This window comes from Centipeda sp. (in: firmicutes) (assembly GCF_057271695.1).
In genome coordinates, this window is sequence record NZ_DBHIVL010000032.1 from 1 (window position 1) to 26,431 (window position 26,431).

Annotated in this window: 25 protein-coding genes and 2 tRNA genes; 9 read left to right on the forward strand and 18 right to left on the reverse strand. The window is 54.3% G+C overall.

The window, feature by feature from the left end:
* Positions 1-77 precede the first annotated feature (77 nt).
* From ACO6BQ_RS06510 to motA, 4 genes are all read right to left on the reverse strand, one after another.
* Positions 78-1,631 carry an NAD(P)H-hydrate dehydratase gene (locus tag ACO6BQ_RS06510; protein WP_489120094.1) on the reverse strand — a complete coding sequence of 518 codons (1,554 nt, stop codon included), beginning with the start codon at positions 1,629-1,631 and terminating at the stop codon, positions 78-80.
* Positions 1,628-2,005: a holo-ACP synthase gene (gene acpS, locus ACO6BQ_RS06515; protein ID WP_489120095.1), complete on the reverse strand. Its 378-nt coding sequence runs from the start codon at positions 2,003-2,005 to the stop codon at positions 1,628-1,630. Before acpS ends, ACO6BQ_RS06510 begins: the two co-directional genes overlap by 4 nt.
* A gap of 76 nt (positions 2,006-2,081) precedes the next feature.
* Complete coding sequence (locus ACO6BQ_RS06520; RefSeq protein WP_489120096.1) at positions 2,082-3,002, reverse strand: flagellar motor protein MotB; 921 nt, start codon at positions 3,000-3,002, stop codon at positions 2,082-2,084.
* A 1-nt stretch (position 3,003) separates the two neighbouring features.
* Positions 3,004-3,795, reverse strand: coding sequence for a flagellar motor stator protein MotA (gene motA / locus ACO6BQ_RS06525; protein WP_489120116.1), 792 nt, complete (start codon positions 3,793-3,795; stop codon positions 3,004-3,006).
* Between the two features lie 228 nt (positions 3,796-4,023).
* Between motA and ACO6BQ_RS06530 the strand changes: the two genes are divergently transcribed.
* Positions 4,024-4,920 carry a LysR family transcriptional regulator gene (locus tag ACO6BQ_RS06530; RefSeq protein WP_489120097.1) on the forward strand — a complete coding sequence of 299 codons (897 nt, stop codon included), beginning with the start codon at positions 4,024-4,026 and terminating at the stop codon, positions 4,918-4,920.
* A 56-nt stretch (positions 4,921-4,976) separates the two neighbouring features.
* Here the strand turns inward: ACO6BQ_RS06530 and ACO6BQ_RS06535 are convergent, their stop codons facing one another.
* The 11 genes from ACO6BQ_RS06535 to ACO6BQ_RS06585 form a co-directional block, all read right to left on the reverse strand.
* Positions 4,977-6,320, reverse strand: a complete 1,344-nt coding sequence (locus tag ACO6BQ_RS06535) for an anaerobic C4-dicarboxylate transporter (RefSeq protein ID WP_489120098.1) — start codon at positions 6,318-6,320, stop codon at positions 4,977-4,979.
* Positions 6,321-6,525: 205 nt separating this feature from the next.
* Complete coding sequence (locus tag ACO6BQ_RS06540) at positions 6,526-8,562, reverse strand: flagellar hook-basal body complex protein (protein ID WP_489120099.1); 2,037 nt, start codon at positions 8,560-8,562, stop codon at positions 6,526-6,528.
* A gap of 162 nt (positions 8,563-8,724) precedes the next feature.
* A complete protein-coding gene (locus tag ACO6BQ_RS06545; RefSeq protein ID WP_069181085.1) occupies positions 8,725-9,102 on the reverse strand; it encodes a TIGR02530 family flagellar biosynthesis protein in 378 nt (125 codons plus the stop codon).
* Between the two features lie 90 nt (positions 9,103-9,192).
* Positions 9,193-9,996 (reverse strand): class I SAM-dependent methyltransferase, encoded by an 804-nt coding sequence (locus ACO6BQ_RS06550; RefSeq protein WP_489120100.1) that lies wholly within the window; start codon positions 9,994-9,996, stop codon positions 9,193-9,195.
* Positions 9,993-11,882, reverse strand: coding sequence for a DNA mismatch repair endonuclease MutL (gene mutL / locus ACO6BQ_RS06555; RefSeq protein WP_489120101.1), 1,890 nt, complete (start codon positions 11,880-11,882; stop codon positions 9,993-9,995). The genes ACO6BQ_RS06550 and mutL overlap by 4 nt, the downstream gene beginning before the upstream one ends.
* Complete coding sequence (gene mutS / locus ACO6BQ_RS06560) at positions 11,879-14,473, reverse strand: DNA mismatch repair protein MutS (RefSeq protein ID WP_489120102.1); 2,595 nt, start codon at positions 14,471-14,473, stop codon at positions 11,879-11,881. Before mutS ends, mutL begins: the two co-directional genes overlap by 4 nt.
* Before the next feature lie 302 nt (positions 14,474-14,775).
* Entirely contained in the window at positions 14,776-16,089 is a 1,314-nt protein-coding gene (gene miaB / locus ACO6BQ_RS06565; protein WP_489120103.1) for a tRNA (N6-isopentenyl adenosine(37)-C2)-methylthiotransferase MiaB, read from the reverse strand.
* Positions 16,090-16,328: 239 nt separating this feature from the next.
* Positions 16,329-16,402: transfer RNA gene (locus tag ACO6BQ_RS06570), tRNA-Cys, on the reverse strand.
* 6 nt (positions 16,403-16,408) lie between these two features.
* Positions 16,409-16,483: transfer RNA gene (locus ACO6BQ_RS06575), tRNA-Gly, on the reverse strand.
* A gap of 118 nt (positions 16,484-16,601) precedes the next feature.
* Complete coding sequence (locus ACO6BQ_RS06580; RefSeq protein WP_489120104.1) at positions 16,602-16,913, reverse strand: type II toxin-antitoxin system RelE/ParE family toxin; 312 nt, start codon at positions 16,911-16,913, stop codon at positions 16,602-16,604.
* Positions 16,914-16,915: 2 nt separating this feature from the next.
* Complete coding sequence (locus ACO6BQ_RS06585) at positions 16,916-17,197, reverse strand: type II toxin-antitoxin system Phd/YefM family antitoxin (protein WP_489120105.1); 282 nt, start codon at positions 17,195-17,197, stop codon at positions 16,916-16,918.
* A 187-nt stretch (positions 17,198-17,384) separates the two neighbouring features.
* Between ACO6BQ_RS06585 and ACO6BQ_RS06590 the strand changes: the two genes are divergently transcribed.
* From ACO6BQ_RS06590 to ACO6BQ_RS06625, 8 genes are all read left to right on the forward strand, one after another.
* Positions 17,385-17,876 (forward strand): hypothetical protein, encoded by a 492-nt coding sequence (locus tag ACO6BQ_RS06590; protein WP_294343982.1) that lies wholly within the window; start codon positions 17,385-17,387, stop codon positions 17,874-17,876.
* A gap of 197 nt (positions 17,877-18,073) precedes the next feature.
* A complete protein-coding gene (locus ACO6BQ_RS06595; RefSeq protein WP_489120106.1) occupies positions 18,074-18,835 on the forward strand; it encodes a ParA family protein in 762 nt (253 codons plus the stop codon).
* A complete protein-coding gene (locus tag ACO6BQ_RS06600) occupies positions 18,835-19,884 on the forward strand; it encodes a ParB/RepB/Spo0J family partition protein (RefSeq protein WP_489120107.1) in 1,050 nt (349 codons plus the stop codon). The genes ACO6BQ_RS06595 and ACO6BQ_RS06600 overlap by 1 nt, the downstream gene beginning before the upstream one ends.
* A gap of 143 nt (positions 19,885-20,027) precedes the next feature.
* Positions 20,028-20,501 (forward strand): DUF4406 domain-containing protein, encoded by a 474-nt coding sequence (locus ACO6BQ_RS06605; protein ID WP_489120108.1) that lies wholly within the window; start codon positions 20,028-20,030, stop codon positions 20,499-20,501.
* 10 nt (positions 20,502-20,511) lie between these two features.
* Positions 20,512-21,666 (forward strand): hypothetical protein, encoded by a 1,155-nt coding sequence (locus ACO6BQ_RS06610; protein ID WP_489120109.1) that lies wholly within the window; start codon positions 20,512-20,514, stop codon positions 21,664-21,666.
* 15 nt (positions 21,667-21,681) lie between these two features.
* Positions 21,682-21,978 (forward strand): hypothetical protein, encoded by a 297-nt coding sequence (locus tag ACO6BQ_RS06615; RefSeq protein ID WP_489120110.1) that lies wholly within the window; start codon positions 21,682-21,684, stop codon positions 21,976-21,978.
* Positions 21,975-22,784, forward strand: a complete 810-nt coding sequence (locus ACO6BQ_RS06620) for an ArdC-like ssDNA-binding domain-containing protein (RefSeq protein ID WP_489120111.1) — start codon at positions 21,975-21,977, stop codon at positions 22,782-22,784. Before ACO6BQ_RS06615 ends, ACO6BQ_RS06620 begins: the two co-directional genes overlap by 4 nt.
* Entirely contained in the window at positions 22,726-23,121 is a 396-nt protein-coding gene (locus ACO6BQ_RS06625) for a zincin-like metallopeptidase domain-containing protein (RefSeq protein ID WP_489120112.1), read from the forward strand. The genes ACO6BQ_RS06620 and ACO6BQ_RS06625 overlap by 59 nt, the downstream gene beginning before the upstream one ends.
* 67 nt (positions 23,122-23,188) lie before the next feature.
* Here ACO6BQ_RS06625 and ACO6BQ_RS06630 read toward each other — a convergent pair whose 3' ends face one another.
* The 3 genes from ACO6BQ_RS06630 to ACO6BQ_RS06640 all read right to left on the reverse strand — a co-directional run bounded on the left by ACO6BQ_RS06630 (position 23,189) and on the right by ACO6BQ_RS06640 (position 26,328).
* Positions 23,189-23,944 carry a nucleotidyl transferase AbiEii/AbiGii toxin family protein gene (locus ACO6BQ_RS06630; protein ID WP_489120113.1) on the reverse strand — a complete coding sequence of 252 codons (756 nt, stop codon included), beginning with the start codon at positions 23,942-23,944 and terminating at the stop codon, positions 23,189-23,191.
* Positions 23,931-24,245, reverse strand: a complete 315-nt coding sequence (locus ACO6BQ_RS06635; RefSeq protein ID WP_489120114.1) for a hypothetical protein — start codon at positions 24,243-24,245, stop codon at positions 23,931-23,933. Before ACO6BQ_RS06635 ends, ACO6BQ_RS06630 begins: the two co-directional genes overlap by 14 nt.
* A 199-nt stretch (positions 24,246-24,444) precedes the next feature.
* Entirely contained in the window at positions 24,445-26,328 is a 1,884-nt protein-coding gene (locus ACO6BQ_RS06640; protein ID WP_489120115.1) for a MobA/MobL family protein, read from the reverse strand.
* Positions 26,329-26,431 lie beyond the last annotated feature (103 nt).

A 26,431-nucleotide genomic window follows, 5' to 3' on the forward strand; every position in this document is an offset into this window, starting at 1 on the left:
ATAGCTTTGGCTATGCGTCCGGTTTGCCTCCTTGTTCGGACGAAAAAATCTACGTCAATCTGACGGACTTCATTTTATCAGCGATTCCTTACCAGCTCCCCCAATGCCTGCGGCAAAAGACGCAAAATATCCCCTGCCAAAAGCCCGTTGCCGTGTGCCTCATATGCGAGATCGCCCGCACGCCCGTGCGCATAGACACCAACGAGCGGCGTCATCCCGCTCTCCATCTGCCGCATCAGCCCCGTAATCGCACCCGCGAGCACATCGCCCGCGCCCGCTGTCGCCATCCCCGCATTGCCGACCGTCGTAAAGAACGCATCGTCATCGGGGTAGACCACAATCGTACACGCACCCTTGACGACAAAGACCGCCTGATGCTCCTTCGCCGCCGCGCGTGCCATGTTCAACAGATCGCCCTCCACCTCGTCCGCCGCCTTGCCGAGGAGTCCCGCGAACTCCCCGAGATGCGGCGTGAGGATCGGCACCTGCGGCAGCTCACGCAGTGTGTCGAGAACCCCTCGAAACGCATAGATCGCATCCGCATCCATCACGAGCGGAGCCTTTACATCGGCGGCAAAGAGACGCACAAACTCACTCGTCTCCGGTGCGCGTCCGAGTCCTGGGCCGATCAGCACCGCATCCGCATTTGCCGCGAGGGAGAGTGCCGTCTCAAGAGCCTTCAGCCCGCCGAAATATCCAGACCCATCATCAGGTACGGGAACGACCATCACCTCGGTCAGCTTTGCCGCGAGCACAGGATAGAGCTTTTCGGGAACAGCAAGCGTCACCAGCCCCGCCCCGATCCTGAGTGCAGCCTCCGCAGCAAGAGCCGCCGCCCCCGTCATGCCGAGCGAGCCCGCGACCACGAGGATACGCCCACAGCTCCCCTTGTGCACATCACGGGGGCGTGCGGGCAGCAACTTTGCCGCCGCCTCTCGCGTGATGAGCGACTGACGCAGCTCATCTCCACTGAGCAGCGCGTACGGGATACCGATATCGTCGACCAACAGCTCTCCGGCAGCATTCGCGCCCTGCCCGATGAGATGCCCTACCTTCGGCAGGCCGAGTGCGAGCGTCCGCTCCGCATGCACGGCGGCCGAGGAAATCCGTCCCGTATCCGCCTCCACACCGCTCGGAATATCAATCGCCATCACAGGCTTTCCCGCAGCGTTAATCTCCTCGACGAGACAGACAGTCGGCTCACGCAGCTCTCCATGCACCCCCGTTCCAAGCAGCCCGTCCACAATACCGTCCGCAAAACGCAGCGACACGCGCAGCCGATCCCAGTCCCGCTCGCTCACCAATGGGCGGATCTCCACGCCCATTGCGTGCAGGGCATCGTGCATCGCACGCGCCGCATCTCCGAGACGCTCCGCTTCCCCCGTGAAGAACACCTTCACCCGCGCCCCCATATTTATGAGATGACGTGCTGCGGCAAAGGCATCTCCGCCGTTGTTGCCCCCACCGGCAAAGACAGCAAACACCTTGCCATCCGCTCCGCCAAGCATCTCTGCGGCCTCCTCCGCCGAGCGGCGTCCCGCATTCTCCATCAGTGCGAGTGCGGGCAGCCCATATGTCTCCGTCACACGCGCATCCATCCGCCGCATATCCTCTGCAAACGCTATCTTCATCGCTGACCCTCCAAAACACAATAGGCGAGCGCATAGTCACGCTCATGACTCATCGTAATCCATACGTTTGTCACACCCATCTCAGCCGCATGTGCGGCAAAATATCCACTGAGCTGCACCTTTGGTGCACCGAGCGCATCGGGCAGAATCTCTACATCCGTCAGTTGTCCGTCGCGCAGCCCCGTCCCAAAGGCCTTGAGAACAGCCTCCTTGCCCGCAAATCGCGCGGCAAGACTCGCCGCCCTGCCCTTCCCGCGACTCTCCGCATAGGCGCGTTCCCGTGCTGTGTAGACGCGCTCCAAAAAACGCGGATGCTCGATGGCACGTGCCACGCGTCGAACTTGGATGATATCGCAGCCAACGCCCAAAATCATAAAACCTCCTGTCAATGACAGAAAAAGGAGCCATTGCACCGCAATAGCCCCTTTCAATTTCTTTTTCTCTTACAAATCAACGCTGCAGCGGCGCGGGTACGAGTCCCGGTGTGTTCTGGGTCGGACGAACCGACGCGCCCATCTCAGGTGTACCCGTCGGTGCAGCGGGCGCGGTCGCCTTCGGCATCGCTGTCGACGGTGCATTCGCGCTTGTCTTCACCTGTCCATCGGACGCACTGATCGAGTCGTCCTGGCTGAACCGCATACTGCGCGCAATAAATACCTCAACGCGGCGGTTCTGCGCACGCCCCTCCTCCGTGTCATTCGTCGCGATCGGGCGATACTCGCTATAGCCGAGTGCGCTGAACCGTGCTGGGTTCAGTGACGGCTGCACCCCCATCAGCCCGCGCATCAGGCTCACCGCACGCGACGAACTGAGCTCCCAGTTTGACGGGAACTGCGCTGTCGCAATCGGCACATTGTCCGTGTGCCCCGAGATCGTCACGCGCTCCGGCAGAGACGCGAGCAGACCCGCGATGACGGGGACAATCTGCTCCGCCTGCCCCTGCAGTGCCGCAGAGCCGGAGGCAAAGAGAGCCTTCTCCTTCAGGCGGATCATCAGCCCCTCTTCGGAGAGCTCTGTCGATACCTGATCTTGGAGATTGTTCTCCTTGATGTACTGCTCGATCTTTTCCTGTGCCTCACGCAGGTTCTCGTTCTCCTGCATATAGGCAGAATTCGTACTGTCGGCCGAGGTCGTCGGTGTATTCGGCATCGCCGTGGAGGGTCCCATCCCCGAGAAGAACGACGGACCGCCCATGTTGAACGCCGCCGTAAACGCCTGAGCGAGCGCCTGCATCTTCGAGGAGTCCGTCTGCGACATCGCAAAGAGTGCGATAAAGAGCGCGAGCAGCAGCGTCATCAGATCGGAGTAAGGCAGCAGCCAAGCCTCGCCCGCTTCCTCTTCATGCGGCTTCGCATGTTTCTTACGCGCCATATCAGCCCTCTCCCTTCAGTGCCTCACGCTCCGTCTGCGGGATAAAGACCATGAGCTTCGCCTCAATCGCCGTCGGGGAGTCGCCCGCCTGGAGAGAGAGAATTCCCTCGATAATCATGCGCTTCTGACTGACTTCCTGCTCCGACATGATCTTGAGCTTGTTCGCGAACGGCATCCAGAGAACATATCCCGTAAAGATACCGAGAATTGTCGCAACGAACGCCGCAGCAATCGAGTGACCAAGCTTGTCGATATCGTTCAGGTTGCCCAGTGCCGCGATCAGACCGACAACCGCGCCCAGAACGCCCAGCGTCGGCGCATATGTACCCGCCTGTGTGAACATCGAACGCCCCTCGGCGTGACGCTCCTGCATGATCGAGAGTTCCGCATCCAGCACATCTCCCACGAAGTCCGGATCCATGCCGTCGATGACCATCCCCAGCCCCGTGCGGAAGAACGGATCCTGAATTTCCTGTGCTTTGCTCTCAAGTGCAAGAATTCCCTCGCGACGCGCGATCTGCGACAGCTCGATGAACTGCTGAACGAGCTGCCCCTTCTCCTGCAACTGTGGGACTTGGCAGGTTTTCTTAATCAAGTTGACAAAATTCCCCAGCTGTTCCATGCGAAAACCGATGAACAGGCACGAGAATGTTCCGCCTATGATGATGAGGAACGCCGCCGGATTGTTCAGTGCCGACAGAGGCGCACCCTTCAGGATCATACCAACAAAGATCGAGATAACCCCCATGATAAGCCCGATGACCGTTGATTTTTCCAAAACAAAAGCCCCCATTCCATTTCTCTCGAACGATGAACGCGCACTCGCCTGATCCGTCAGACATACGTCCACATCTTCCTATATTATTCCATAACACACCGAAAAATCCTACCTCTTTTTAAAAAAAACTCTTAAAATCCCACGAAAAACTTTTCAATAATTTTATATTATCCTATCATATATTCACTGAAAATATGATATAATAGAAGACGCATAAAGAAAAGTTATTAGGAGGATGGTCACATGGAACTACGGCAGTTGGAATATTTCCAGATGGCGAGCCGGCTCAAGAATATCACGCGCGCCGCTGAACGCCTCCGCGTCTCCCAGCCCAACATCACCGTTGCCATCAAGAAACTCGAGGGTGAGCTGGGAATCCAGCTCTTCGACCGCAGCCAAAAGCAGCTCTCACTCACACCGGAGGGAGCAGTCTTTCTCGGTCGCGTCGAGATCGCGCTGCGCAACATACAGGATGCCGTACTCGAGGTCAACGACTACAAGCAGCTGCAGAAGGGTACCATCAAAATCGGCATCCCGCCGATGATGGGAGCCTACCTCTTTCCAAAGATCTTCTCGAGCTTTCAGCGGCGCTACTCACACCTCGATGTCTATCTGCACGAGGAGGGCTCTGTCGCAATTCGTGAACAGCTTGAGCGCGACGAGCTCGACTTTGGCATCATCATCATCCCGGAGAGCTCGCCGAACCTTCAGCTCCTCCCCATGGCACGCAGTCAGATCGTCTGCTGCGTGCCCGAGGACAGCGACCTTGCCGCACGCAAAGCGATCACCTTGCAGGACGTTGAGGAGCACAGCCTCATCATGCTCAAGGAGGGCTCGTTCCTGCGGCAGACGATGCTGCAAAAGATGAAGACGGCGAGTGTCACGCCGAACATTGTGCTCGAGTCGAATCAGGTCGTCACCATCATGGGGCTCGTCGCGAGCGGCGTCGGCATCGCCTTCCTGCTCGATATGATTGTACGCGACACACCGGGCATCCGCGCGATTCCCCTTGCGATCCCCATCTACGTTGATGTCGGGCTCGCGTGGAAGCGCGACCGCTACATCTCACGCGCCGCCCAGTCCTTCATCGAATTCAGCAAGGACATCCTCAGTCACCAACCCGATCATACCATACTCTGAGAGCACAAAAAAGGATTGCCGCATTTTGCAGCAATCCTTTTTTTCATAGGAATCACTCAGAAAATCAGATGTGCGATGAGATAGCCCACGCAGCAGCCCGAGGTGACACCGATGAGCCCCGGAATCATGAACGAGTGGTTCAGAATGTACTTGCCGATGCGCGTCGTGCCCGAGCGGTCAAAGCCGATGCACGCGAGATCAGAGGGGTACGTCGGCAGGAAGAAGTAACCGTAGCACGCCGAGATGAACGAGAGCACGAGAATCGGATCCATGCCCACATTCAGTGCCATCGGCACCACAATGGCGATTGCCGCGCCCTGCGAGTTCACGAGCTTCGACGTGAGGAACGCGAGCACCGCATATGCCCACGGATAGTTCTGCACAGCAGAGCCGAGGAACTCCTTGAGGACGCCCATGTGATTCATAAAGTAGGTATCTGCCATCCACGCCACACCGTAGACCGATACGAGTGCAACCACGCCCGAGCGGAAGACCTGTGAGTTGCCGACATCCTTTGCCTTGACCTTGCACGCGAGGAGAATCGTCGCACCCACGAGCAGCATGACCATCTGAATCACGACGACCATCGAGATTGCTTTCGGATCCGCGCCCTCCTTCGGCGGGAACTTCGGCAGGAGTTCCGGGAAGTTGCCGAGCACTGCGATTGCGATGATCCCCGCGAAGAATATGAACATGGCGCGATAATACTCCGTCGGCAGCTCCTTGTCCATCAGGCTCTCCGCATCGCCATAGACATACTTCTTGTTCTCGGGGTCGCGGATGAACTCCTGGAACCGCTCATCCTGCTCGAGATCCTTGCCGCGCCGATAGCTCCACAGTGCCGCAAAGAAAACGCCGAGACCTGTCGCCGGAATCGACACCGAGAGCACTTGGAACACGGAGAACTCATGGCCCGAGACCGAGAGGAACGCGACCATCGAGACAACCGCAACCGACACGGGCGAAGCACAGATGCCCATCTGCGAAGCAACGGACGAGACCGCCATCGGACGCTCGGGACGGATGCCCTGCTTGATCGCGATGTCATAGATGATCGGGAACATCGTGTAGACAACGTGCCCCGTACCGCAGAGCACCGTGAGAAACCACGTCGTCAGCGGCGCGAGAATCGTGACATGCTTGGGGTTGTTGCGCAGGAACTTCTCCGCATACTTGAGCATGACGGTGAGTCCGCCTGACGTTTGCAGGAAGCCCGCGCAGGTAACCACTGCGAGGATGATGAGCATGACATCGATCGGCGGCTTGCCCGGCTGATAGCCGAAGATAAACGTGTAGATCACAAGGCCGAAGCCGCTGATCACCGCGAGTCCGAGTCCGCCGTGCCGCACACCGACAATCAGGCAGACAAGGAGGACAATAAAGCCCAAAATCATTTCCATAGAACAATTCCCCCATTCTAGACAGCACAGAGTCCCCACTCTTCGCATCTATAATACAACGTGTATTATTATACATCACGAACAGATTATTAGTAAAGCCTAGGATGTATAAATACAAACTATAGAATTGCCGTCTGAAAGCAAAAGAAACGCAGCTGTACGTTTTAGCGTATGGCTGCGCTTCTTTGTATGTTTTGGAAACCTTTTACCGCTTCATGTTGATGAGCGTCTCAAGCATCTCATCCGAGACCGTGATGATCTTCGAGTTCGACTGGAAGCCGCGCTGTGTGATGATCATATCCGAGAACTGGTCGGCGATGTCAACGTTCGACATCTCAAGCGCAGAGGTCGTCAGCTCCGTGCCGATATCGGCTGCACCGCTGATGGTGCGCGTACCGGAGTTGTTCGACTCCTGATAAAGGTTGCCGCCCATCTTCGTGAGACCCGACGGGTTGTTGAACTGCGCCATTGCAATCTGGGCTTCCTTCTGACGAACACCATTCGTATAAGTGCCAGTGATAACACCCGTGCTGTCAATATCAACACTCGCGAGCGTGCCCGCCGCATTGCCGTCGGAGGACGCCGCAATTGTCGACGTGCCCGAGAACTGCGTGATGGCGGCGAGGTTCATGCTGACCTGCTGATCTGCAGCACCGTTGGTGTATTTGAGTGTGAGCGAAGCGGCTCCGCTAACATACGCCCCCGCCGTGTCAAAATTGAGGTCGGTCTTGGTCAGTGCAACGGTCGTCGTTGTCCCGTCCGCCTCCTTGATGGTGTAGGCATCACCACCGCTGCCGAGGGAGACCGTCCACTTGTTGTTCTCCGCCTTCGTATAAACGACTGGAACATCGTGCTTTGCCCCCAGAGAATCGTAGACCGTGACGGTCGTCGCCACAGAGGGATAGAACGTATCTCCTTGACTATAGTTCTTAGCAACAAGTCCGTCGATGGATGTCCCGCTCTTTGTATTGAGTACCACCCCTGAGACCGTCTTGTTGTTATACTCATAGATGGAGACACGCGAGGTCGATGCGACGTTGCCGTCTGCAGCCGTAGCCACACGTGCAAAGGTCTGTGTCGCACTCGCCACGGTCACAGCAGCATCGAGTTTCGCCTTATTGCCATCTGCCGTCGTCAGCGTTGATCCGGCATTGCCCTTTACCTCTTTGATCTTGAGCTGTCCGCTATAGGTGTCGTTGACCTTGTAGGTAAAGGTCGTCGGGCTTGGAACCGTGACGGTTGTCACAGCCTTTGGATTGGTAAAGTTGTTGTCCGCAGCCAGTTCCAGCTTGATTTTGTTCGTACCGACCGTCGTTACCTTCGTAATCGTACCGCTGATGTTGTACGTTCCGCCAAAGGCGTATGTACCGCTTTCAAGTCCCGTGAGAGAAATATCCGCTGTACCACCCGCAATTTCTTTGGGGCTGGAAGCGTTTGTAAGATCAATCCCCAGCTTGAGATCCACCTTACCCGTAGGCGAAGCCGTGACATTGGAGATCTTAGACGTATAGAGTTTCTTGCCCGCCACAGGAGTTGCCGTATCGAACGGATAGCCTGCCGTGCCGTCCAACGTGACCGTCTCCCCGGTCGAGAGTGTCAGCGAGATGCGCCCTGTTTCCGTCACAGTGTAGTTCGCAACTGTCTCCGAGGTGCCGTCCGCATATTTTACGAGGGTGTTTGCCACCTCATACCCCGGGGTTGACGCATTGAGATTCTTCGTATAGGACGCCGTGGCAGTCGTCTTTGCCTCCATCGACTTGCCTGCAGGAATCCGGATCTTCGTCGTATTGTCGCCCGCGACGTTGAGAACACCATTGTCCGCCATATAGCCCTGCACATAGAGACCGGAGTTCGGGAGTGTGAGGTTGCCCTCGGCGTCGAATATAAACGCACCGTTGCGTGTATAGTATTTCTGCTCACCCTTCGACACGACGAAGAGTCCGTCGCCGCGCGAGATGGCAACATCCGTGTTCTTTCCCGTCTGCTGGACAGAACCGTTCGTATAGATGAGGTCAGTGCTCGCAACACTCATACCGAGACCAACCTGCTTAGGGTTCACACCGCCGATATTTCCGGTCGGTGAGGACGCACCCGAGAGGTTCTGCGAGATCATGTCTGCGAACGTGACACGGCTTGCCTTGAAGCCCGTGGTGTTGACGTTCGCAATGTTGTTGCCGATAACATCCATGCGGGTCTGATGACCCTTGAGTCCCGAGACACCCGAGAACATGGAACGCTGCATAATGAATCTCTCCTTTGCCATGTGTGACAGCGCAAAGGAAAGCCATCGTCGGTACGGCAGACACAGTCCCCAGAGGGATATGTGTGCCCTGTTTGGAGACATTGTCCCCTGCTGACCGCACCAGTCGCGCGCGGTCAAAAGCCTCCCGTAGGTCCGGCTTCGTCAGATGATGGCTGCACTGTCAATGTTCGTAAAAATACTGTCTGCCGCGGTCACGTCGTCAAGTGCCGTGATCACGGTGCGGTTCGTCACAGAGACGACCATCGCCGTACTGTCCTTCATGTAGATCAGGGCTTCCCTTGCACCCTTCTCCCGCATACGGTCGATGGTGGAGCCGAGTTTTTCAAGCTCCGTGTTCGTGAGCATGACACCGCGCCGCTGCAGCCGCTCCTCTGCGTGCTGCGAGAAACGAACGCGCTCCCGTGCTCCCTCCAGTACCTGTGCAAACGACGCTCCGCTGCTGTCCATTACTTTTCGTCCGTGGTCGGCCCCCCTGCGTCCCTGCCCGACCAGCGCGATCGAATCGTCTGCAATCCTCATCGCCTCACCTCCTCTCTTTGGTGTAGAATAAAACATTCCACCGTGTATATCGGTGGAATGTGAGATAAACTTAAATGGAAATAAAGATTTTTAGAGTTCCATCACGCCGTACGCGATACGGCTGTATTTCCCTCCCGTGATGTGCGTGAAGCCGAGGCGTTCAAATTCTTTGCTCCCTCGCCGTTCCTTCATGACGACGCGGCGGCGTGCAACACGGTGCGCCTCCGCAATGGTCTCCTCCGTGAGCGCACGCGAGTCGGCGAGGACGCGCAGTGCGTTCATGCCCGCGCTCTCGTGAAGCGGACGTCGAAACATGGGGTCGAAGTAAACGACATCACAGCTGTCCGTCTCCGCCGCACGCAGGAAGGTGAGTGCGTCCGCATGATGCACCTCAATGCGGCGCATTGCCGCGTGCATCTCATAGTTGTCGCCGGTCGCGTGCGCAAGCCCGTCTGCGATGACTGCCGCAATCAGGGGGTTCGCCTCAAGTGCCGTGACCGTCCCCCGCTCCCCGACGGCAAAGCTCTCGACAATCGCATCCGCGCCCGTACCGAGAGTGCAGTCAAGGACGTGCAGCCCCTCCACAAGCCCAAGCGCAGTGACGAGGTGGTCGCCATGCCCGAGCAGCAAATTTTTAATACGCAAATGCGCCATGCCCGGATGAAAGAAAAGTTCCCCCTCCGCCGTAACGAGGGTCAAGAGGCCGCGCCGTGCGACAAGTGCGGCATCCACGCCGTATGCCGCACGCAGTTCTTCGAGCGAATCATTGCCGCGTGGGACGTTTGGAATACCGAGTGCTGCCGCCGTCCGTGTCGCAAGCGTACGGTTCGCCTCCGTGTATTTCTGTCCGCGCCGCACGGTTGTCACAATCGCGCTGATGGTGTTCGTCCTCATAGATTGAACCCCGTGCGCTTGAACATCTTCGCGAGGTCATGGGTATCGAATCGGAGGATGGTCGGACGACCGTGCGGACAGGTGAACGGGAACGGCGTCGCACGGAGTTCGTCGAGCAGGATTTCCATCTGACGCACGCTCAGCTCCTCCCCCGCCTTGATCGCCGCACGGCATGCCATCGTTGCGAGCCCCGCCTGACGCAGATTTGCGGGGGTCGCCGCGTGCAGATCGCCGAGGGACATCAGGATCTCGCGTATCGTATCCTCTGCCTCATCGAGCGGAATGTCTGCAGGCGCCTCGGTCAGACGATATGCACGCTCCCCCGCAGGTTCGAGGTGGAAGCCGAGACGGTCGAACAGCTCCCCATTCTCCTCGATGTACTGTGCCTCACGCGCATCGAAGGAGAGAATCGCGTGTACAAGCATCTGTTGGGACGGAATTCCGTCTGCCTGTGCGGAGAAACGGTCAAAGAGGATGCGCTCGTGCGCCGCGTGCTGATCGACGATGTAGAGACTCTGCGCACTCTGGGCGATGATGTAGGTGAGATCAACCTGTCCGATGGGGAGGAGGTTTCCCTCCATCTCCGCGCCCTGCTCTGTGTGCGGAGACGGTGCTGCGGGTACGGTCTGCGCAGAAAATCTCGCACGCTCTTCGGTGCGTGCGGCAGTGACAGAATCCTGCGCGGCACGCAGGTCAACGCTCTGCCCACGCCACTGCACCGCCTCATGTACGGTCTGCGGGCGCACGGGCGGCATCGCGTAGGTGTTTGCGGACGCGGCAACTTTCTGCGTGTATGGCGTCGCATGGACAGGTGCATCAACGTTCAGCGGCACGGCTTCATAGTGAAATTTCGGCTTTTCAACCGACGACGCAATTGCCGTACTCTCCCCCGCAGCTCCTCGAATCGCGTCGAGCACAGACTTGTATACCGCCTTGAAGATGCGCCCCTCGTCCTCGAATTTCATCTCCGTTTTCTGCGGATGCACGTTCACGTCAATGGTTCGCTGCGGCACTTCGATGCGAAGAACGGCAAGCGGAAAGCCCATCTTCGGAACGAGCGCACGGTAGACATTGTCAATCGCCTTCGCAATCGCACGATTCTGTATCGTGCGTCCGTTGACGATGTACGTCTGCCACGCGCGGCTGCTGCGGATCACGGACGGCTTCGAGATGTAGCCCGTGATACGGATCTCCGCCTCCTCATCGTGGAAGTCGAGCGGGATCAGTGCCCCCGCCGTATCGCCGCCGTAGATGCTCTCGATGGCGCGGCGCAGGCTGTCATCCCCCGCCGTCATGATGGTGAGACGGTTGTTGTTAATGAAGCGAAATGCGATATCGGGGCGCGAGAGGGCAAGCCGAATCACATAGTCACTGATCTTGCCCGCCTCGGTCGTATTCGTCTTGAGAAATTTCTTGCGTGCGGGCGTGTTGAAAAAAAGTTCCTCAACGCGCACACTCGTCCCGATCTCACAGCCCGCATCCTCAATCTCGGGCGTTTTGCCGCCGAGGATGTCAACACGCGTACCGAGATCATCCGATGCCTGCCGCGTGAGGAGGGAGAAACGCGAGACGGATGCGATGGTCGGCAGTGCCTCGCCGCGAAAACCGAGCGTCGCAACGGTCTGCAAATCCGAGACGGAGGAGATCTTGCTGGTCGCATGGCGCAGGATCGCCGTCTCTGCATCCTCGCGCGTCATGCCGCGCCCATTATCTGTAACGCGGATAAAACTAATGCCACCGCCCATAATTTCGATTTCAATCGCCGTCGCGCCCGCGTCCATCGCGTTTTCGACAAGCTCCTTGACAACGGAGGCGGGACGTTCCACAACCTCACCCGCCGCAATTTTGTTGATGGTGGTATCGTCCAGTACGCGAATCTGCGTCATGCCTGCCCTGCCTCCTTTCGCGCCTGTTCCTGCAAGCGATAGAGTGTATTCATCGCCTCGAGCGGTGTCATGGTCATAATGTCAAGCGTACGCAGTTCAGCGAGTGTCCCGTCTGCAAAGAGGGATGCCATTCCCTCTGCGGGCGGCATTTCCTGCGTGTTTGCATCGGGTATTTCGGCGACAGCGGACGCAGCATCCTTCTGTTCGAGTGCTTTTAGGATCTCCTCTGCCCGCGCCGTCACCTTCGGCGGCAGTCCCGCGAGACGCGCAACGTGGATGCCGTAGGACTTGTCCGCCGCGCCCGCGACGATGCGGCGCAGAAACGCGACGTTCTTTCCCTTTTCGCGCACGGCGATGCAGTAGTTGCAGATGCGCTCGTTTTCCATCTCCGTGAGTTCGTGGTAATGTGTTGCAAAGAGCGTCTTTGCGTGGATGCGCTGATCGATATGCTCCACGACAGCACGGGCGATGCTCATGCCGTCGAACGTGCTCGTGCCGCGCCCGATCTCATCGAGGATGACGAGGCTGCCACGCGTCGCCTCACGCAGAATCTGCGCGACCTCGTTCATCTCGACCATGAAGGTGCTCTGCCCGCTCACGAGATCGTCGCTCGCGCCGATGCGCGTGAAGATGCGGTCAACGGGAGAGATCTCCGCCGTACGTGCGGGGACGAAGCTGCCGACCTGTGCCATGAGCGTAAGCAGCGCGACCTGCCGCATATAGGTGGATTTGCCCGCCATGTTCGGCCCCGTGATGAGCATTGTCTCCGTTCCGCCATGACTGAGATCCGTATCGTTCGGGACAAACACCTCGCGCTGCAGCAGACGCTCCACGAGCGGGTGACGTCCGTCCCGTATGAGGATCGTTCCGTTCGATGTCACCTTTGGACGCACGTAGCGATAGCTTGCCGCCGCCTCTGCAAGGCTCTGGAGGACATCCACACGCGCAATCGCACGCGCGACGTTCTGGATGGGGACAAGCTGCGCCCGCACCTGCTCACGTAATTCAGTGAAAATATGATACTCAAGCGCGGTGATTTTCTCCTGCGCACCGAGAATCTTCGCCTCGAAGTCCTTCAGTTCCTCTGTAATGAAACGTTCCGTATTCGCAAGCGTCTGCTTGCGGATGTAGTCGGCGGGCACTTGGTCGCGCCCGCTATGGCGCACCTCGATGTAGTAGCCGAAGACCTTGTTGTAGCCGATCTTGAGCGTCTTGATGCCCGTACGCGAACGCTCGCGTTCCTCCATCTCCTGCAGGAGGGACTTGCTGTCGTGGGAAAAGGCGTGCAGTTCATCGAGTGCCGCATTGTAGCCCGCACGAATGATGCCGCCATCGCGCACAGAGAGTCCCGGCTCATCCACAATCGCACGTTCGAGTGTGTCACGGAGTTCGTCGAAGGTCTCAATGGATGCGTGCGCACGTACGAGGAGGCTGCTCGCCGCCGTCCCGAGGATTTCGCGAACGGCGGGGAGTGCCGCAAGGGAAACGCGCAGGGCAACGAGGTCGCGTGCGTTCGCCGCCAAAGTCTCGATGCGCGTCAAAAGGCGCTCGAAGTCATAGACCGAGCGCAGATGTTCGCGCAGTGCTCCGCGCAGAGATCCCTGCTCCACAAGCTCCGCCACGGCGTCGAGACGCGCATCGATGCGGTGCGGCACAAGGAGCGGATGCTCAAGCCACGATTTCAGAAGGCGCGTCCCCATCGGCGTACGTGTGAAATCGAGCACGTCAAAGAGTGTATTCTTCTTGCCGCCGTCGCGCAGACTGCGTGTGATCTCAAGATTGCGGAGCGTATAGGTGTCGAGCTGCATCGTCTCACGCGTGTCGAGGAAGGAAAGGCGGTTGATCTGCGAGAGATCCGCCATCACCGTATCGTGGAGGTAGCCGAGGAGCGTCGCGACTGCTATCCGCGCACCTGCATCCGTCGGAATCTCTGCCGCAGGGAAGTGCTGCGCGAGCAGCTCGTCCTTTGCCACGGTTTCTGCCGTTGAGACAGCGCAGTGCGGAAGACGCTGCGTGAGAAAGGCACGTACGGTGTCCGCGAGGGAGAACCCCTCCGTCATCAGGAGCTCTGCCGTCATACGGCGATAGAGTTCGTCAAGGATCTGCTGCACCGCCGTCTCGCCCGCATAGGAGGCGTAGAACGTCTCGCCCGTCGAGATGTCTGCGCCCGCAAGGAAGAACGTTCCGTCGGTCGTTTCGTGAAGCAGCGTGATATATATATTCGATGCGTCGCGCAGCACCTCGTCCGAGAGTGCCGTGCCGGGGGTCACGACCTTGACCACCTCGCGGTGCGTCAGCCCCTTTTCCTTCGGGTCGCCGATCTGCTCGGCGATTGCGACCTTGAACCCCTTTGCGACGAGGCGTGCGATGTAGCTGTCCGCCGCATGGTAGGGTACGCCGCACATGGGACTTTTGTCGAGATCGCCGCTGCGGCTCGTGAGCGTCAGTCCGAGTTCCTTTGCCGCTACCTTTGCATCCTCAAAGAACATCTCATAGAAGTCGCCGAGACGAAAGAAGAGCAGTTCGTTCGGATGCGCCTGCTTCGCGGAGAGATATTGCTGCATCATCGGCGTGACGTTCTGCGCGTCCATAACGAACCTCCTAAATCATGTGATAAAAACAAAAGATAGCAGTGCATTGTTCAAAGCGCCCCCACCGTCACGCTAATGCGTGCCACCTCCCCCGCTCTGGCAGGGGAGGCTTTGTGAGTGCGGTGTGTACATGATGTGAAGCCCTGAACGAACCCTAGTGAAGCAAGTGAGAAAAGCTCGCGTTTCGCCCCCTGCGAATTTTATTCGTTCAAGCGAAGCGCGTTTGGAATTCGCAGGTATTTAGGCGAATAAGCGTGCGATCACTTGCGTAACGAGGTGTTCGCGTGGGGCTCACATCGTAATCAATGAGCAATCTCGCCCTTCAGCACCCATGTCTGGGGTTGCGTAATGCGTACCTGCACAAAGTCACCTTCACACTCCGTGCCGTGCGGGAAGAGTACAATCTTATTCGTGCGCGTGCGCCCGCTCCAAACGGTCAGATCGTTCTTGCTCGCGCCCTCGACCATAACCTCAAGCGTCGCACCAAGAAGACCGTCATTGATCGCACGGCTGATGATGTTTTGCTCCTTCATCAGTGCATTCAGCCGTGCGTGCTTCACATCATCGGGGACTTGATCCTCCATCGTCGCGGCAGGCGTGCCCGAACGCTTCGAGTAGAGGAATGTATATGCCGAGTCGTAGCGCATCTCACGCAGAAATGCAAGCATCTCCGCGAAGTCCTCATCCGTCTCCCCCGGAAAACCAACGATGAGATCGGTCGTCAGGCTCGCGTTTGGCAGTGCCTCACGTACCCGCTGTGCACGCTCGCGGTACTTCTCCACCGTGTAGACGCGGTTCATCGCCTTGAGAATGCGGTTGCTGCCGTACTGCACGGGCAGATGGATGTGCTCACAGATGTGCTCACCGTTCTTGATCGTATCAATCAGCTTGTCGCTGATGTCCTTCGGATGCGAGGTCATAAAGCGCACGCGGCGAATGCCCTCCACCTCGTCCACCATGCGCAGGAGATCTGCAAAGTCCGCACGTTTATGATCTTTGCCGTACGAATTCACATTCTGCCCGAGCAGCGTCACCTCAGTATAGCCCTCCGCGACCGCACGCTGCACCTCCGTCACGACCTCCTCGGGCGCACGGCTGCGCTCCCGTCCGCGCACATACGGCACAATGCAGTAGGTACAGTAGTTGTTGCAGCCGTACATGATGGGCACCCACGCGGAGAACTTGCCGCCGCGTGCAATGGGCAGATTCTCCGCAATCGTCTTGTCTGCGAGCGTCACGTCCACCACAGGCGAATGCTCTGCCTCAATCTCCGCAACAATGCGTGACAGCTCCTGTATTTTCCCCGTCCCGAGCACGAAGTCAATATGCGGTGCACGGCGCATGAGGTTGTCGCCCTCCTTCTGCGCCATACAGCCCGCGATGCCGAAGATCAGCTTCGGATTTTTTTCCTTTATTTTTTTTATTTCGCCGATCTTCCCATAGACCTTGTCCTCTGCCGTCTCGCGCACGCAGCAGGTGTTGATGAGGATGATATCCGCCGACTCCATCTCCTCCGTGCGCACGTAGCCCGCGCCCTGCAACTGCCCCTCCATGCGCTCAGCATCGGCGATGTTCATCTGGCATCCATAGACAAGTATCTTGTAACGTCCCCGCATTCGTTCCCTTTCATTTACCATATATAGGGAAGCACTGATAAATTCAGCACTGCCATCTTGGTGCATCTGTTTTCGCCCTGCCTGTGTCGACAAATCCTCCACATAGCCTCTGCTATGCGTCCGGTTTGTCTCCTTGGCAGGACATAAAATCTGCACCAATCTGACAGACTTCATTTTATCAGCGATTCCATAGATAGTAAAAAAGTCTGGAAGAAATCCTTCCAGACTGCATTTCATATTGGAGGCGACACCCAGAATCGAACTGGGGATAAAGGTTTTGCAGACCTCGGCCTTACCACTTGGCTATGTCGCCGAAAGATGGAGCGGAAAACGAGGCTCGAACTCGCGACCCCCACCTTGGCAAGGTGGTGCTCTACCACTGAGCTACTTCCGCATAAAATCTTCCTGCGCCGCATGAGCGACACTTAAATATTATATCTGCACAAGGGCATTCTGTCAAGGAGAAAATATGAAATGTACGCCGTTTTTGCACGCAGCTTTGCAAGTCCGTTTCAAACGAGATTCAAATAGTCCCGTCTCCCGTCGACAATCGCATAAATCATGACCGTTGCCAACGCATTGTCAACCTTATAAAACACAAGCAGCTTCTCGGCAATCAGCACCCGATAGCCGCGTGCTCGGAGAGCGGTATAGCGCGACAGCACGCCGCTCTCAGGAAAGTCAGCAAGGCGCATGATCGCGCACTCCAAACGAGCCAAAAGCTTCAGTGCTTCGTCCACACTGCCCGTGCGCTCTGCCCAATACAGAACAATGTCCCGCAGCTGCTCATCCGCCTTCGCCGTGCGAATCACCCGATAGGACATCTTTATTTCCTCGCAAGTAGCTCGACGCGGAGCGCATCAAAACTCTCCTGCATCGGCGCGATGCGACCGCTGCGGACATCCTCCTCAGCCGCTCCCAACATCTCAAGTAGCTCGATGCGTGCCTTCATCTGTTGGTATTGTTCGTACCCAAGCGAGACGGTATCACCGCGTCCGTTGACGGTGATAATGACCGCCTTGCGATCGTCGCGGCACAGCCGCGAAATCTCGCTGTATCTGTTGCGCAAATCTGCCGACGGGTGAATTGTCTCTGCGAGTGTCATCATCGGAACACACCTCCCATTTTTATAGCCATATTATATCCAAATTCGACCATTGTCAATATTTGCGCGCTGAAAACAACGCATCAATCACATGATTTTTTCACATTTTTTCGGGCTCTATAATAAATGTTGTGGAGATACAAATTGTATCTTCGCAGCATTTATTTTTTTCCCGAAAAGAGGTGAGAATATGATAAAGCCCACGGAGTTTGTCAACTACGTTGATAGACTCCCTGATGATTGTGTGGAGAGCATGACGGATGGAGAGGTACATTTTCATCTGCCGCATCCGGGGCATGTCACCTGCCCCTTTTGCAGCTCATCCCATATCGGCGTACATCAATATCGCCCACAAGTGCTGCGTGGAATCCCGGGGGCGACTAAGAGATACGTTTACAATCGACGACGCTATCGTTGCCACGATTGCGGGAAGACGTTTGTAGAGGAGAGTCCTTTTCTTGCTTCTTTCCAGCGTCGTATTGGAAACCGTCTGCGGCAGATTCGGGCACGAAAGAAGCTGTCACAGCGAGAGGTCATAGAATCGATCGGCATTCCGTTTCATCTGTATGTCAAATATGAGGATGATGTAGAGCCGGAGATTCCGTCAACTTTGGTTGCTATGAAAATAGCTGAATGCCTCGGCACAGATGTGCTTGATATATGGGGGGATCAGCTAAAGTGAAAAATCATAGGATTTTTGGGTGTTGTTTCTCTGATATGCTAGAGGAACGCAGAGCACAATCCCGTTCAGCCCCAAAAGAAAAATGCTGCCAGCGGACACTGACAGCATTTTGATGAAAGTCTGCACGAAACAGATCATCGCTTATCTGAGTATAGCAGACTTTCGCAATAGGAACAATAGCGAAAGGACTGATTTTTATGAAAACCATATCCCTCATCAACAAAAAAGGCGGCGTAGGAAAGACGACGATTACGGTCAATCTTGCCTATGCTCTTGCGGAGAGCTGCGATCTGCGTGTTCTGGTTGTCGATAACGACGATCAAGGCAATGCGACGCAGTTTTTTGACGTGCATTCGGAGCGCACGATTGCCGATGTCTTGACCGGCACACTGCCGATCCGCGCCGCAATCTCATCGACCAGGTATCCGGCAATCGATCTTCTCCCTAGTGATGAACGGTTGCTTGACGCCAATGTGACGGTTATCAAGGACGAGAACATCGTACAGCAGTCCATTCTTGGAAATGCGCTGCGCAGCATCGATGGCGAATATGATATTTGTCTGATCGATAATCCCCCGACGATTAACGCATCTGTTATCAACGCATTGACGGCCAGCGATGACGTAATCATTGTGACAACGCCCGATCTGTACGGTATTCGTGGCGTCGAGCAGATGATTACGTACATTGAAGCAATCAAAGCAGACTACAATCCCGCGCTGCATTTTCGTGGATGTCTTCTCAATAAGTTTTCCCCCACGCCGCACGGCTTCCGTGTTCTTGCAAAAATGCGCAAGGATATTCCGTTGTTTACAACACGCATCCGCTATACGAAGGATAAGCCGGAAGCATCGGCAGAGGAACACAGGAGTATCTATGAATATTCGCCGACATGCGGCTTTGCGCTTGACCTTGTTCGATTCCTGAAAGAACTCCTTGAGATGGAGGAGGAAGCCTGATGAAAAAGCAGAATCCGGGGCTTATTGCAAAGCTCCTCAATAAGAACTCACAGCCGATCGGGCAGGGTGTCCATAATGGACACCCTGCCGAAGAAATCATTCTGCGGGACGTGCATGATCTTGTGCCGAATCCGAAAAATGCGTTCTACAGTACAGATAACATCGAGGAACTTGCTGCAATGATCGATCTTACGCAGCGGATCGAGCCGCTGATTGTGAAGCCACATCCGGATGAAGAAGGAAAGTTCATGATTCTCAGCGGGCATCGACGTCGCCTTGCACAGCTCTATCGCCTTGAACATGGAACGACGGATGATCCGCGCGTGCCGACGATCGTTCGGGAAGTTGTGAACCCGCTGGAAGGTATCATTTCGTTACACGAGATGGAAATACTGAACATTGTGTTTCCAAACAAGGGATCTCGGCGCAATCTTTCCCCCACGGAAGAAGCGGCAGAGATTTTATACATCAAGCCGATCATTCGGAAAATCTACGACCAACAGAAAGCGTCAGGGGAGGTCACAGGGAAATTCCGGACATTTTTTGCAAGTGTCTTGGGCATATCCGAAACGACGCTGCAGCGCAAAGAATCTATTGGTAAGTTATCCGATGCGGCAAAAGAGGCCGTCGAGGATGGACGTATGACAGCGACCGCCGCTGCCGAATTGTCAAGCCTGTCTGCAGATGCACAGGATGACGCTCTTGCCGTAATCGATGAGGAAGGGATGCGCCCGACCGTTCAGGCGATTAAGGATCAGAAACGACCGCAGGAGCAGCCTGTTGAAACAATTCTTGAAGAAGTGGAAGGACAGGAGCGATTGCCGATCGCAGAGAAACAGGACAAGGATTCCGTCGAGGATTCCACTGAAACCGTCCCGCCTCCGCTTAATTCTACGATTTCGAGTAGCGACCACATGACGAATGAGGAAGCGTCTGAAATCCTTGTAAAACTGAAAATTGAACTTGAGAAAAAGGATCGCCACAGGGAAGTTATTGCACTCACAATGGCACAAAACGCCCTGTGTTCACTTGATGATTGGATGATTTGAGGGATTATACTTGCATTCCAGATTAAAGGACACAGGTGATAATTATTACTTTTTGGGCTATTGTCATACCATTTATAAGCCCTTATGTATTCACATTCATACATTCTTTACACTGAAACACTTATAGGGAAGGTGAGTAAGCTATGAATCTTGAAGGGAAAATTGTCTTTATCGCCGGTGCAATCACTGGCGTTACGGACTATAAAGAGCAATTCACGAGCGCAGAGAAGAATTTGCAGGAGCAAGGTGCTACAGTTATCAATCCGGCTGTGCTTCCCTCCGGGCTGAAATGGGCAGATTATCTTCGTATTACAAAAGAAATGCTGCAATGTGCAGACGTTGTTTATGTGCTGCCTTGCTGGGCGAACAGCAAAGGCGTACTAGAGGAGCTGGAAGTTGCTCGAAAACTGGATAAAGAAATCATCTACGCCCCGACGGATGAGGTGGACTATGCTCCACTTCCGTGGGAGCCTTATGTCATATCCCCGTTCCGTGCAATTCATAAGCTCGACGATATAAAGCAGCAGTTTGAAGCGTGGGATGATATGGCTGCGTTGGATATGGCGTGCAGGGCGATACAGTATTGCTGGAACAATCAACCAAAGCAACGGATTTAGGAGGTCAGCGATGGAACAATCACAAGCCCCCGAAGAACATATTCGTCAATATCCCAAAAGTATACTTGATCGCGGCTATGGGATGGTCGGAAAATACGTCATGCAGGATCGAGAGCTGCATGTGACCGCAAAGGCGATTTACTCCTATGTGTGCACGTTTGGGAACGGCGCATTTCCCGGCAGGGATAAAATCTGCTACGACTTGCAGATCAACAAGAACACCTATGCGAAATATATGAAGCAGCTCGTGGACTATGGATATATTACGGTGATCCAATCACGCAGCGGCAATCAGAAATTTTTCCGGAACACATACGAGATCAATCTTGATCCACAGCGTGTTTTGGAATTGCGGGCAGAAAAAGTTGAGCAGCCGGAAGAAAGTGCTCCGGACAGATCGATTGAAGAAACCGTGTCCCATGAGATAGGACACGGCGAAAAGACCGCAGAATCCACGCGTCCTGTTTCATGGGACACCGTGAAAGCGGACACTAATAATACAAGTGTTAATACTACCAATGGTGTTGTTGTTCTTAATCATTATGATAATAAAACAACAACAACAACAACAAGCAACTCAAGCAAAGCTGAAGAAGAGGGTGTTACTATTCACTCTAGGGAAGAAGAACCTTCAAAGAGAGACGCGACACGTCAGAAAGTCCTAGATGTGATCAGAGAGGAAATGGGGGCTGCTCCGAAAGAATCCATAGTGTCCTTTCCAGGAAGACAAAATTCTTCTGCAAGGCTTTTCGATGGCGAGCACAGTGTGGCAGAGGACGAAGTAATCTCCGTTCTCGGCGAATTTGGCATTGCAGAGAATACCGCACGGGGTTTTCTCCGGGAATACGGCTACATGACCATTTGGGACAAGTGCCGTTACCTGCGGCGGCTCGTGGTCGAAGGCAAGGTGAAGAATCCGGGCGGGTGGCTGCGTCGTGCGCTTGAACAGGACTATGTGGACGGGAAAGGTGTTGCGGAAGAACTCGCCGCAAAAGAAAAGCGACGACGACAAGAAGCGATTGCCGCGCAAAAGGCGCGGATTGAGGCTATGATCGCGACAGAGAAAGAGGCTTATGAGCCTGTTACTGTTCCAGGATGCGAGGGCTTACACGGAACAGACCTTGTTCAAGCGTGGAAGCAGCGTGTCAAAGGGACTGGGACGTAGAGAGGAGGGATGCTGATGCGTTTGGAGCTAATCGAAGATGGCAGAAGTGTATTTTCCGCTGAGAGCTGTGCGGCGCATGAGAACGGTTACGTCTGGTATAACAACGGTGCTGTGTTCTCCATGCGTGCCGATGCAGATGCTGTGCGGGCAGAACTGGTTACGACAGGAGGAATGGAGATGTTAAAGGACAAGGACGCACAGGCGCAGGACGTTATCGAGAAATACGGTATTGTGCCCGAGGAAGATGTTTTGCTTCCGGAAGAGGAGAGCGAACTGCAAGCTAAGGATGACGAGAAGGCGACGGAAAAATGAGCATGGATAAGATCATGGAGGATCGCAAGGAGGTCGTCGAAAAGATTGCTGCCGACATCGAGGCCGGAAAGCCGCTGTTTTGGGAATCCGGTCTTACCGTGAGTGGACGCCCATGTAACATCATGCAGCGCAGCGGTCGTCCAAGCTACTATCGCGGTGGCAACAATCTTCGCCTTTCCTTCGTTGCGATGCAGCACGGATATAAAGATCCCCGCTGGGGTACGTTCAAGCAGGTGCAGGAGATGGGCGGACGGATCAAGAAGGGCGAGAAAGGCACTCATATCGAGTATTATCAGTTTGAACGTGAGGTTTGGGAGAAGAACCCCAAAACGGGGAAAAAAGAACCTGTGTATGAGGTCGATGCTGACGGTCGTATGTCCGTCAAAAAGGAACGACTGCCGCAGCCGATCATCAAGTCCTATGTGGTATTCAATGCAGAGCAAATGGAGGGGATTCCCCCTTTGCAGAAAGCTCCGAGAGAACCAGAGGTGTTGAATGAGAAGATGGAGCGCATGATGGCAAACAGCGAAGCGAAAATTCACTTCGATCAGTCGGGGCAAAACTTCTATCAGCCCATGACAGATGAGATTCATGTGACACCGAAAGAGGGCTTCAAGACTACAGACGCTTTTTATGCGACGGTAGCCCACGAGATCGCGCACAGCACAGGGCATGAATCCCGTCTGGATCGCTCTACTTTGACAGCGGGGGGGCACGTTTGGCAGCAAGTCTTACGCGCGGAAAGAATTGCGTGCAGAACTTGCGTCGCTGTTCATTCATCAGGAATACGGGATAAATTTCAATGAGGATCACCGGAACAATCACGCGGCATACCTCAAATCATGGGCATCTGTGCTGCGTGACGATCCGAATGAACTCTTCCGTGCGGCGCGTGACGCAGAACGCGCTGCGGACTATATGAAAGAGCACATGATTGAAAAGGAGCGTGAGATCAGCAAGGATCGCGGTGCGTCTATCGTCGCGGAATGGAAAGAGCGGCACTTTGCACCGAAGAAGACGCCTGAGAAAGAGCCTGAACCTGCAAAGACGCCGATCGAGAAGAAAGCAACCATTCCCCGCAAGCGCAAGGTTTCACTTACGCCTAAAAAAGAGCAGGGAAAAGCACGCAGCATGGGGCGATAATAAGTGCCCTCCCGTGCACAACAAAAGGTGTCCGTTGTGGACACCTTTTGTTGTGTGTAGAAGATTATCAACGATCACGCTGCTGATCCTTGCTCGTATTCTTTTTTCGCATTACGGGATGCCGTTTTGGCTTCAGTAAAATGGACTGTTCACATTTTTGCTCTACTTCTTGAATAAATTTTTGGCAAATAGAAAATTCTTTTCCAATAAATTTTTCTCCGTCAGGCAGCAATGATCCCGAATATGTTGCGCTATACGGTTCAATATTGGGATTTAATCGATCCTTTTTGAATTTGCTTACGAACTGGTTGATTTTATCAGGATACCTTGCCATTGCCGTTATAAGATCCTCTCTCCGATTACTTTCATATAATACGGAAAGATCGAATATATCTCTAGGGTACGCACGATCCCCCCGAAAATAAATTTTTTTACATACGATTTCTACTGGATCGTCAACGGCTATTCTATGACCAAATATTGTTTGTATTTTTGCCGGAAAATCTGTAATTTGTGTAGATGATATGAAGTCAATTTTTCCCTCGTCAAAGGACAGCGTAATACAGTTGCCGTCCTCATTATAGGACAGTGCCTGTTCGCTGCGTTCATTAAAGCGCGGAGATAACGCTCCCATGTATTGAGGATCATTGATAAATATATCAATATCTTTACTCTTACGATGATTGAATACATAGGATAAGACCGTTCCTCCGCCTAATGAATAGGTGGAAGAGGGCAGCTTGGCTTCCTCAATAATAGATGCCGCATATTCGAGTAGTTGCGTGGATAAAACATAGTCTGGTCTGTCTTTAGAACTCACCATGATTCAACGCTCTCCTGAAAGCATAGGTTTCTCCTTGTTCCGGAAGGAGTTGGAAAATATCAACAATCTGCTCTTTGGATATATCCTGTTCACGCATAAAGTCTTTAATCAGGGATATATAACATTCGTCAAAAAATCCCAATAAATACCCCAAATGTTTGGTTTTATCATAAGGGATTTCTTTTTTGAATATCCTTGCCAAAGTTTCATAGGTCATTATTTCGCCATGCCTAATATTCATAAGGCCCTGACAAGCCCGAGATGCACGATTTACGTATGGCCTTGATAAAACCTGCAACATATGACTCCCTCCTTTTTGTTTATTATACTACGTTATTTTGTGTAAGGCTACCTGCCCCAATTTTGGTACATTTTTTCTTCTTGTGCTATCGCCTTATCGCGTGTCTGATCCTCCTGCCAGTGTACCGTGATTTTCCCCTGTTGTTCATGCTCTCTAAGGAAGCGGTCTGCTAGAGCTGAAATCTTCCCACGGATCATTCTTACGCGACGGCTGATTGCCTGTCTGACGCGAGGCGAGCGTGCCCCTCTTTTCCTGTTTGTGGTGCGCTGTATATCACGTCGATTTTTTTACGGTAGAGGCGGACGTATTCTACGTTTCCGTCCGTATCGCGTGCTTCGGCGGCAGAGATGATCCGCCCCTTCTCACGATCAAAGAGCAGCTGATATTTCGGGACAGAGCCGCGCCGTATATCATCGTTTATGCGGACGGCTTCAATCATGGTGATTTTCTTTCCGTCATCCGGCAGCTGTCCTAAGAAGACATAGGTTCTTCCGTCAAACGTCTTAGACCTCAAACTGCCGATCGGTGTCTCTCCGTCTATTTTTGAATATCGATTGAGTGTGCGCGGCATCTTGTCCGCGAACAGGATCATTGCACGATCCGCTTTTTCCAGACGGCTGCGAATCGCTGCATAGCGTTCCGCTTCATTGAGTGCTGCCACATGTTTTTTATACATAGCGGCGATGGCTGCATCTGTCGGCTGTGCTGTCTGATTCTGCTGGACGATAGCATCGACCTTTTCCCGGAAAGCATCCGTCTTCATTTCCGTTTTGAGCACGGCCAGTTTCTTTCCTAACGTCGTTCTTTCATCGCTCAAACGCTTTACTTCACGCAGCGCATCAAAAAGAGCAGGAGACTTTTCTTTTTTCTGTACGAGGGCATCTGCATGTGCGCGAGCCGTTTGTAGCTTCTTTGCCGCTGCGGCGTAGGCTTTCTTTGTTTTACCATATTCACCGCCAAATACGCGATCAACCGCAGAGGCGTATTGCATCTTTTTGTCAGCGGACCTCTTCATCCGTTTATACTGTGCAAGTTCACGCGCTGCAAGTTTCCGATATACAGATTCCTTTTTCGCGCAATACGAATAGACATCCTCCACTGTCACCGCGTATGGATCGTCTTGGATTTCTGCAATCTCGTGGTCGTCCTGTGCGTTTTCGCGCTCGGCGCGAATACGCAGGCGTTTCTGCTGTATTTCGCGTGCGATTTTGCGCAGTGCAAAATCGTTGGCGAATACAGCGATATTTACCTCTTCTAGCGATCGTTCGTCAGTGGCATCGGCGGGGACTTCTGAATCATCAGCCGTGCGGTATGCCTCCTCAATCGCGAACTGAATTTTTTTCATCATGGCAGGGTTCTTGTAAATGTTTCCAAGGTGCGGTGCCGGTGTCCGATCGAGCAGCACCGCTTCCTCTAGTTTCCCCTGTTCAATCAGATCACGACGCTGTGCATCCAGCGTTCGATGATCGATTCGGCAGGACAGCCCTTTTTCTTTGAATTTATCGTTGACAAGCTGCGCCCATTTTTCACGCAGTTCAAGCGTTGCCTCCTTCCGTGCCCAATACGTCTCTGTGCGGTAGCCCTGTGTCGGTTCACCCGCTTCGTTCTCTGCGTAGTTTTTGAAAAACTTATCTTCTGAGAGCGAGCGATCCGCCTCTAACACTTTTTCGTTGAACATCAAATGACAGTGAATGTTACGATGCTGGCTGTCGAATGCTGCCGGTTTGTCATGAATCGCGTATGAATATACGTGGTTCTTTTTTATTTCCGCCTCCTCTATGAATCGCTCGATCAGGGCTTTGTTTTCTTCAAGGGTCAGCTCTTCCTGTAAGCCGATGCGGAACTCCCGATATGCACGTCCGTTCTTGCGTCGGTGGGTTTCGGCTTGCTCCCAAAAATCAGAGGCATTTTCCGCCCACTCTGGCAGATTGCCGGAAGCAAGAAAAACAAGGTCTTCCCGTCTTGAACGGCTTTTCTCGAACTTTCCTTCACGGGCAATATACTCAAAATGCAATTTTGTATTGAGTTTTGAGCCGTCACGGCGTGTACCGTGCGGCGTATTCTCGAAATAGAAAATTGACATTTTGACTCCTTTGCCGCAGCAAATGTATTATCGCCGCTCGCGGCGATCTGGGGCTGTTGCACGAAGGTAAATTTATCTTTGTGCAACAGTCTATCTTTTCGTA

Coding starts and splice junctions, on each gene's coding strand:
- ACO6BQ_RS06590 (WP_294343982.1), top strand. CDS start 17,385: ATGATAAAGCCCACGGAGTTTGTCAACTACGTTGATAGACTCCCTGAT.
- motA (WP_489120116.1), bottom strand. CDS start 3,795: ATGGGGGCTTTTGTTTTGGAAAAATCAACGGTCATCGGGCTTATCATG.
- ACO6BQ_RS06615 (WP_489120110.1), top strand. CDS start 21,682: ATGCGTTTGGAGCTAATCGAAGATGGCAGAAGTGTATTTTCCGCTGAG.
- ACO6BQ_RS06585 (WP_489120105.1), bottom strand. CDS start 17,197: ATGATGACACTCGCAGAGACAATTCACCCGTCGGCAGATTTGCGCAAC.
- ACO6BQ_RS06635 (WP_489120114.1), bottom strand. CDS start 24,245: ATGTTGCAGGTTTTATCAAGGCCATACGTAAATCGTGCATCTCGGGCT.
- ACO6BQ_RS06545 (WP_069181085.1), bottom strand. CDS start 9,102: ATGAGGATTGCAGACGATTCGATCGCGCTGGTCGGGCAGGGACGCAGG.
- ACO6BQ_RS06600 (WP_489120107.1), top strand. CDS start 18,835: ATGAAAAAGCAGAATCCGGGGCTTATTGCAAAGCTCCTCAATAAGAAC.
- ACO6BQ_RS06610 (WP_489120109.1), top strand. CDS start 20,512: ATGGAACAATCACAAGCCCCCGAAGAACATATTCGTCAATATCCCAAA.
- acpS (WP_489120095.1), bottom strand. CDS start 2,005: ATGATTTTGGGCGTTGGCTGCGATATCATCCAAGTTCGACGCGTGGCA.
- mutS (WP_489120102.1), bottom strand. CDS start 14,473: ATGGACGCGCAGAACGTCACGCCGATGATGCAGCAATATCTCTCCGCG.
- ACO6BQ_RS06620 (WP_489120111.1), top strand. CDS start 21,975: ATGAGCATGGATAAGATCATGGAGGATCGCAAGGAGGTCGTCGAAAAG.
- ACO6BQ_RS06540 (WP_489120099.1), bottom strand. CDS start 8,562: ATGCAGCGTTCCATGTTCTCGGGTGTCTCGGGACTCAAGGGTCATCAG.
- ACO6BQ_RS06580 (WP_489120104.1), bottom strand. CDS start 16,913: ATGTCCTATCGGGTGATTCGCACGGCGAAGGCGGATGAGCAGCTGCGG.
- ACO6BQ_RS06550 (WP_489120100.1), bottom strand. CDS start 9,996: ATGAGGACGAACACCATCAGCGCGATTGTGACAACCGTGCGGCGCGGA.
- ACO6BQ_RS06510 (WP_489120094.1), bottom strand. CDS start 1,631: ATGAAGATAGCGTTTGCAGAGGATATGCGGCGGATGGATGCGCGTGTG.
- miaB (WP_489120103.1), bottom strand. CDS start 16,089: ATGCGGGGACGTTACAAGATACTTGTCTATGGATGCCAGATGAACATC.
- ACO6BQ_RS06630 (WP_489120113.1), bottom strand. CDS start 23,944: ATGGTGAGTTCTAAAGACAGACCAGACTATGTTTTATCCACGCAACTA.
- ACO6BQ_RS06595 (WP_489120106.1), top strand. CDS start 18,074: ATGAAAACCATATCCCTCATCAACAAAAAAGGCGGCGTAGGAAAGACG.
- ACO6BQ_RS06530 (WP_489120097.1), top strand. CDS start 4,024: ATGGAACTACGGCAGTTGGAATATTTCCAGATGGCGAGCCGGCTCAAG.
- ACO6BQ_RS06640 (WP_489120115.1), bottom strand. CDS start 26,328: ATGTCAATTTTCTATTTCGAGAATACGCCGCACGGTACACGCCGTGAC.
- ACO6BQ_RS06535 (WP_489120098.1), bottom strand. CDS start 6,320: ATGGAAATGATTTTGGGCTTTATTGTCCTCCTTGTCTGCCTGATTGTC.
- mutL (WP_489120101.1), bottom strand. CDS start 11,882: ATGACGCAGATTCGCGTACTGGACGATACCACCATCAACAAAATTGCG.
- ACO6BQ_RS06605 (WP_489120108.1), top strand. CDS start 20,028: ATGAATCTTGAAGGGAAAATTGTCTTTATCGCCGGTGCAATCACTGGC.
- ACO6BQ_RS06520 (WP_489120096.1), bottom strand. CDS start 3,002: ATGGCGCGTAAGAAACATGCGAAGCCGCATGAAGAGGAAGCGGGCGAG.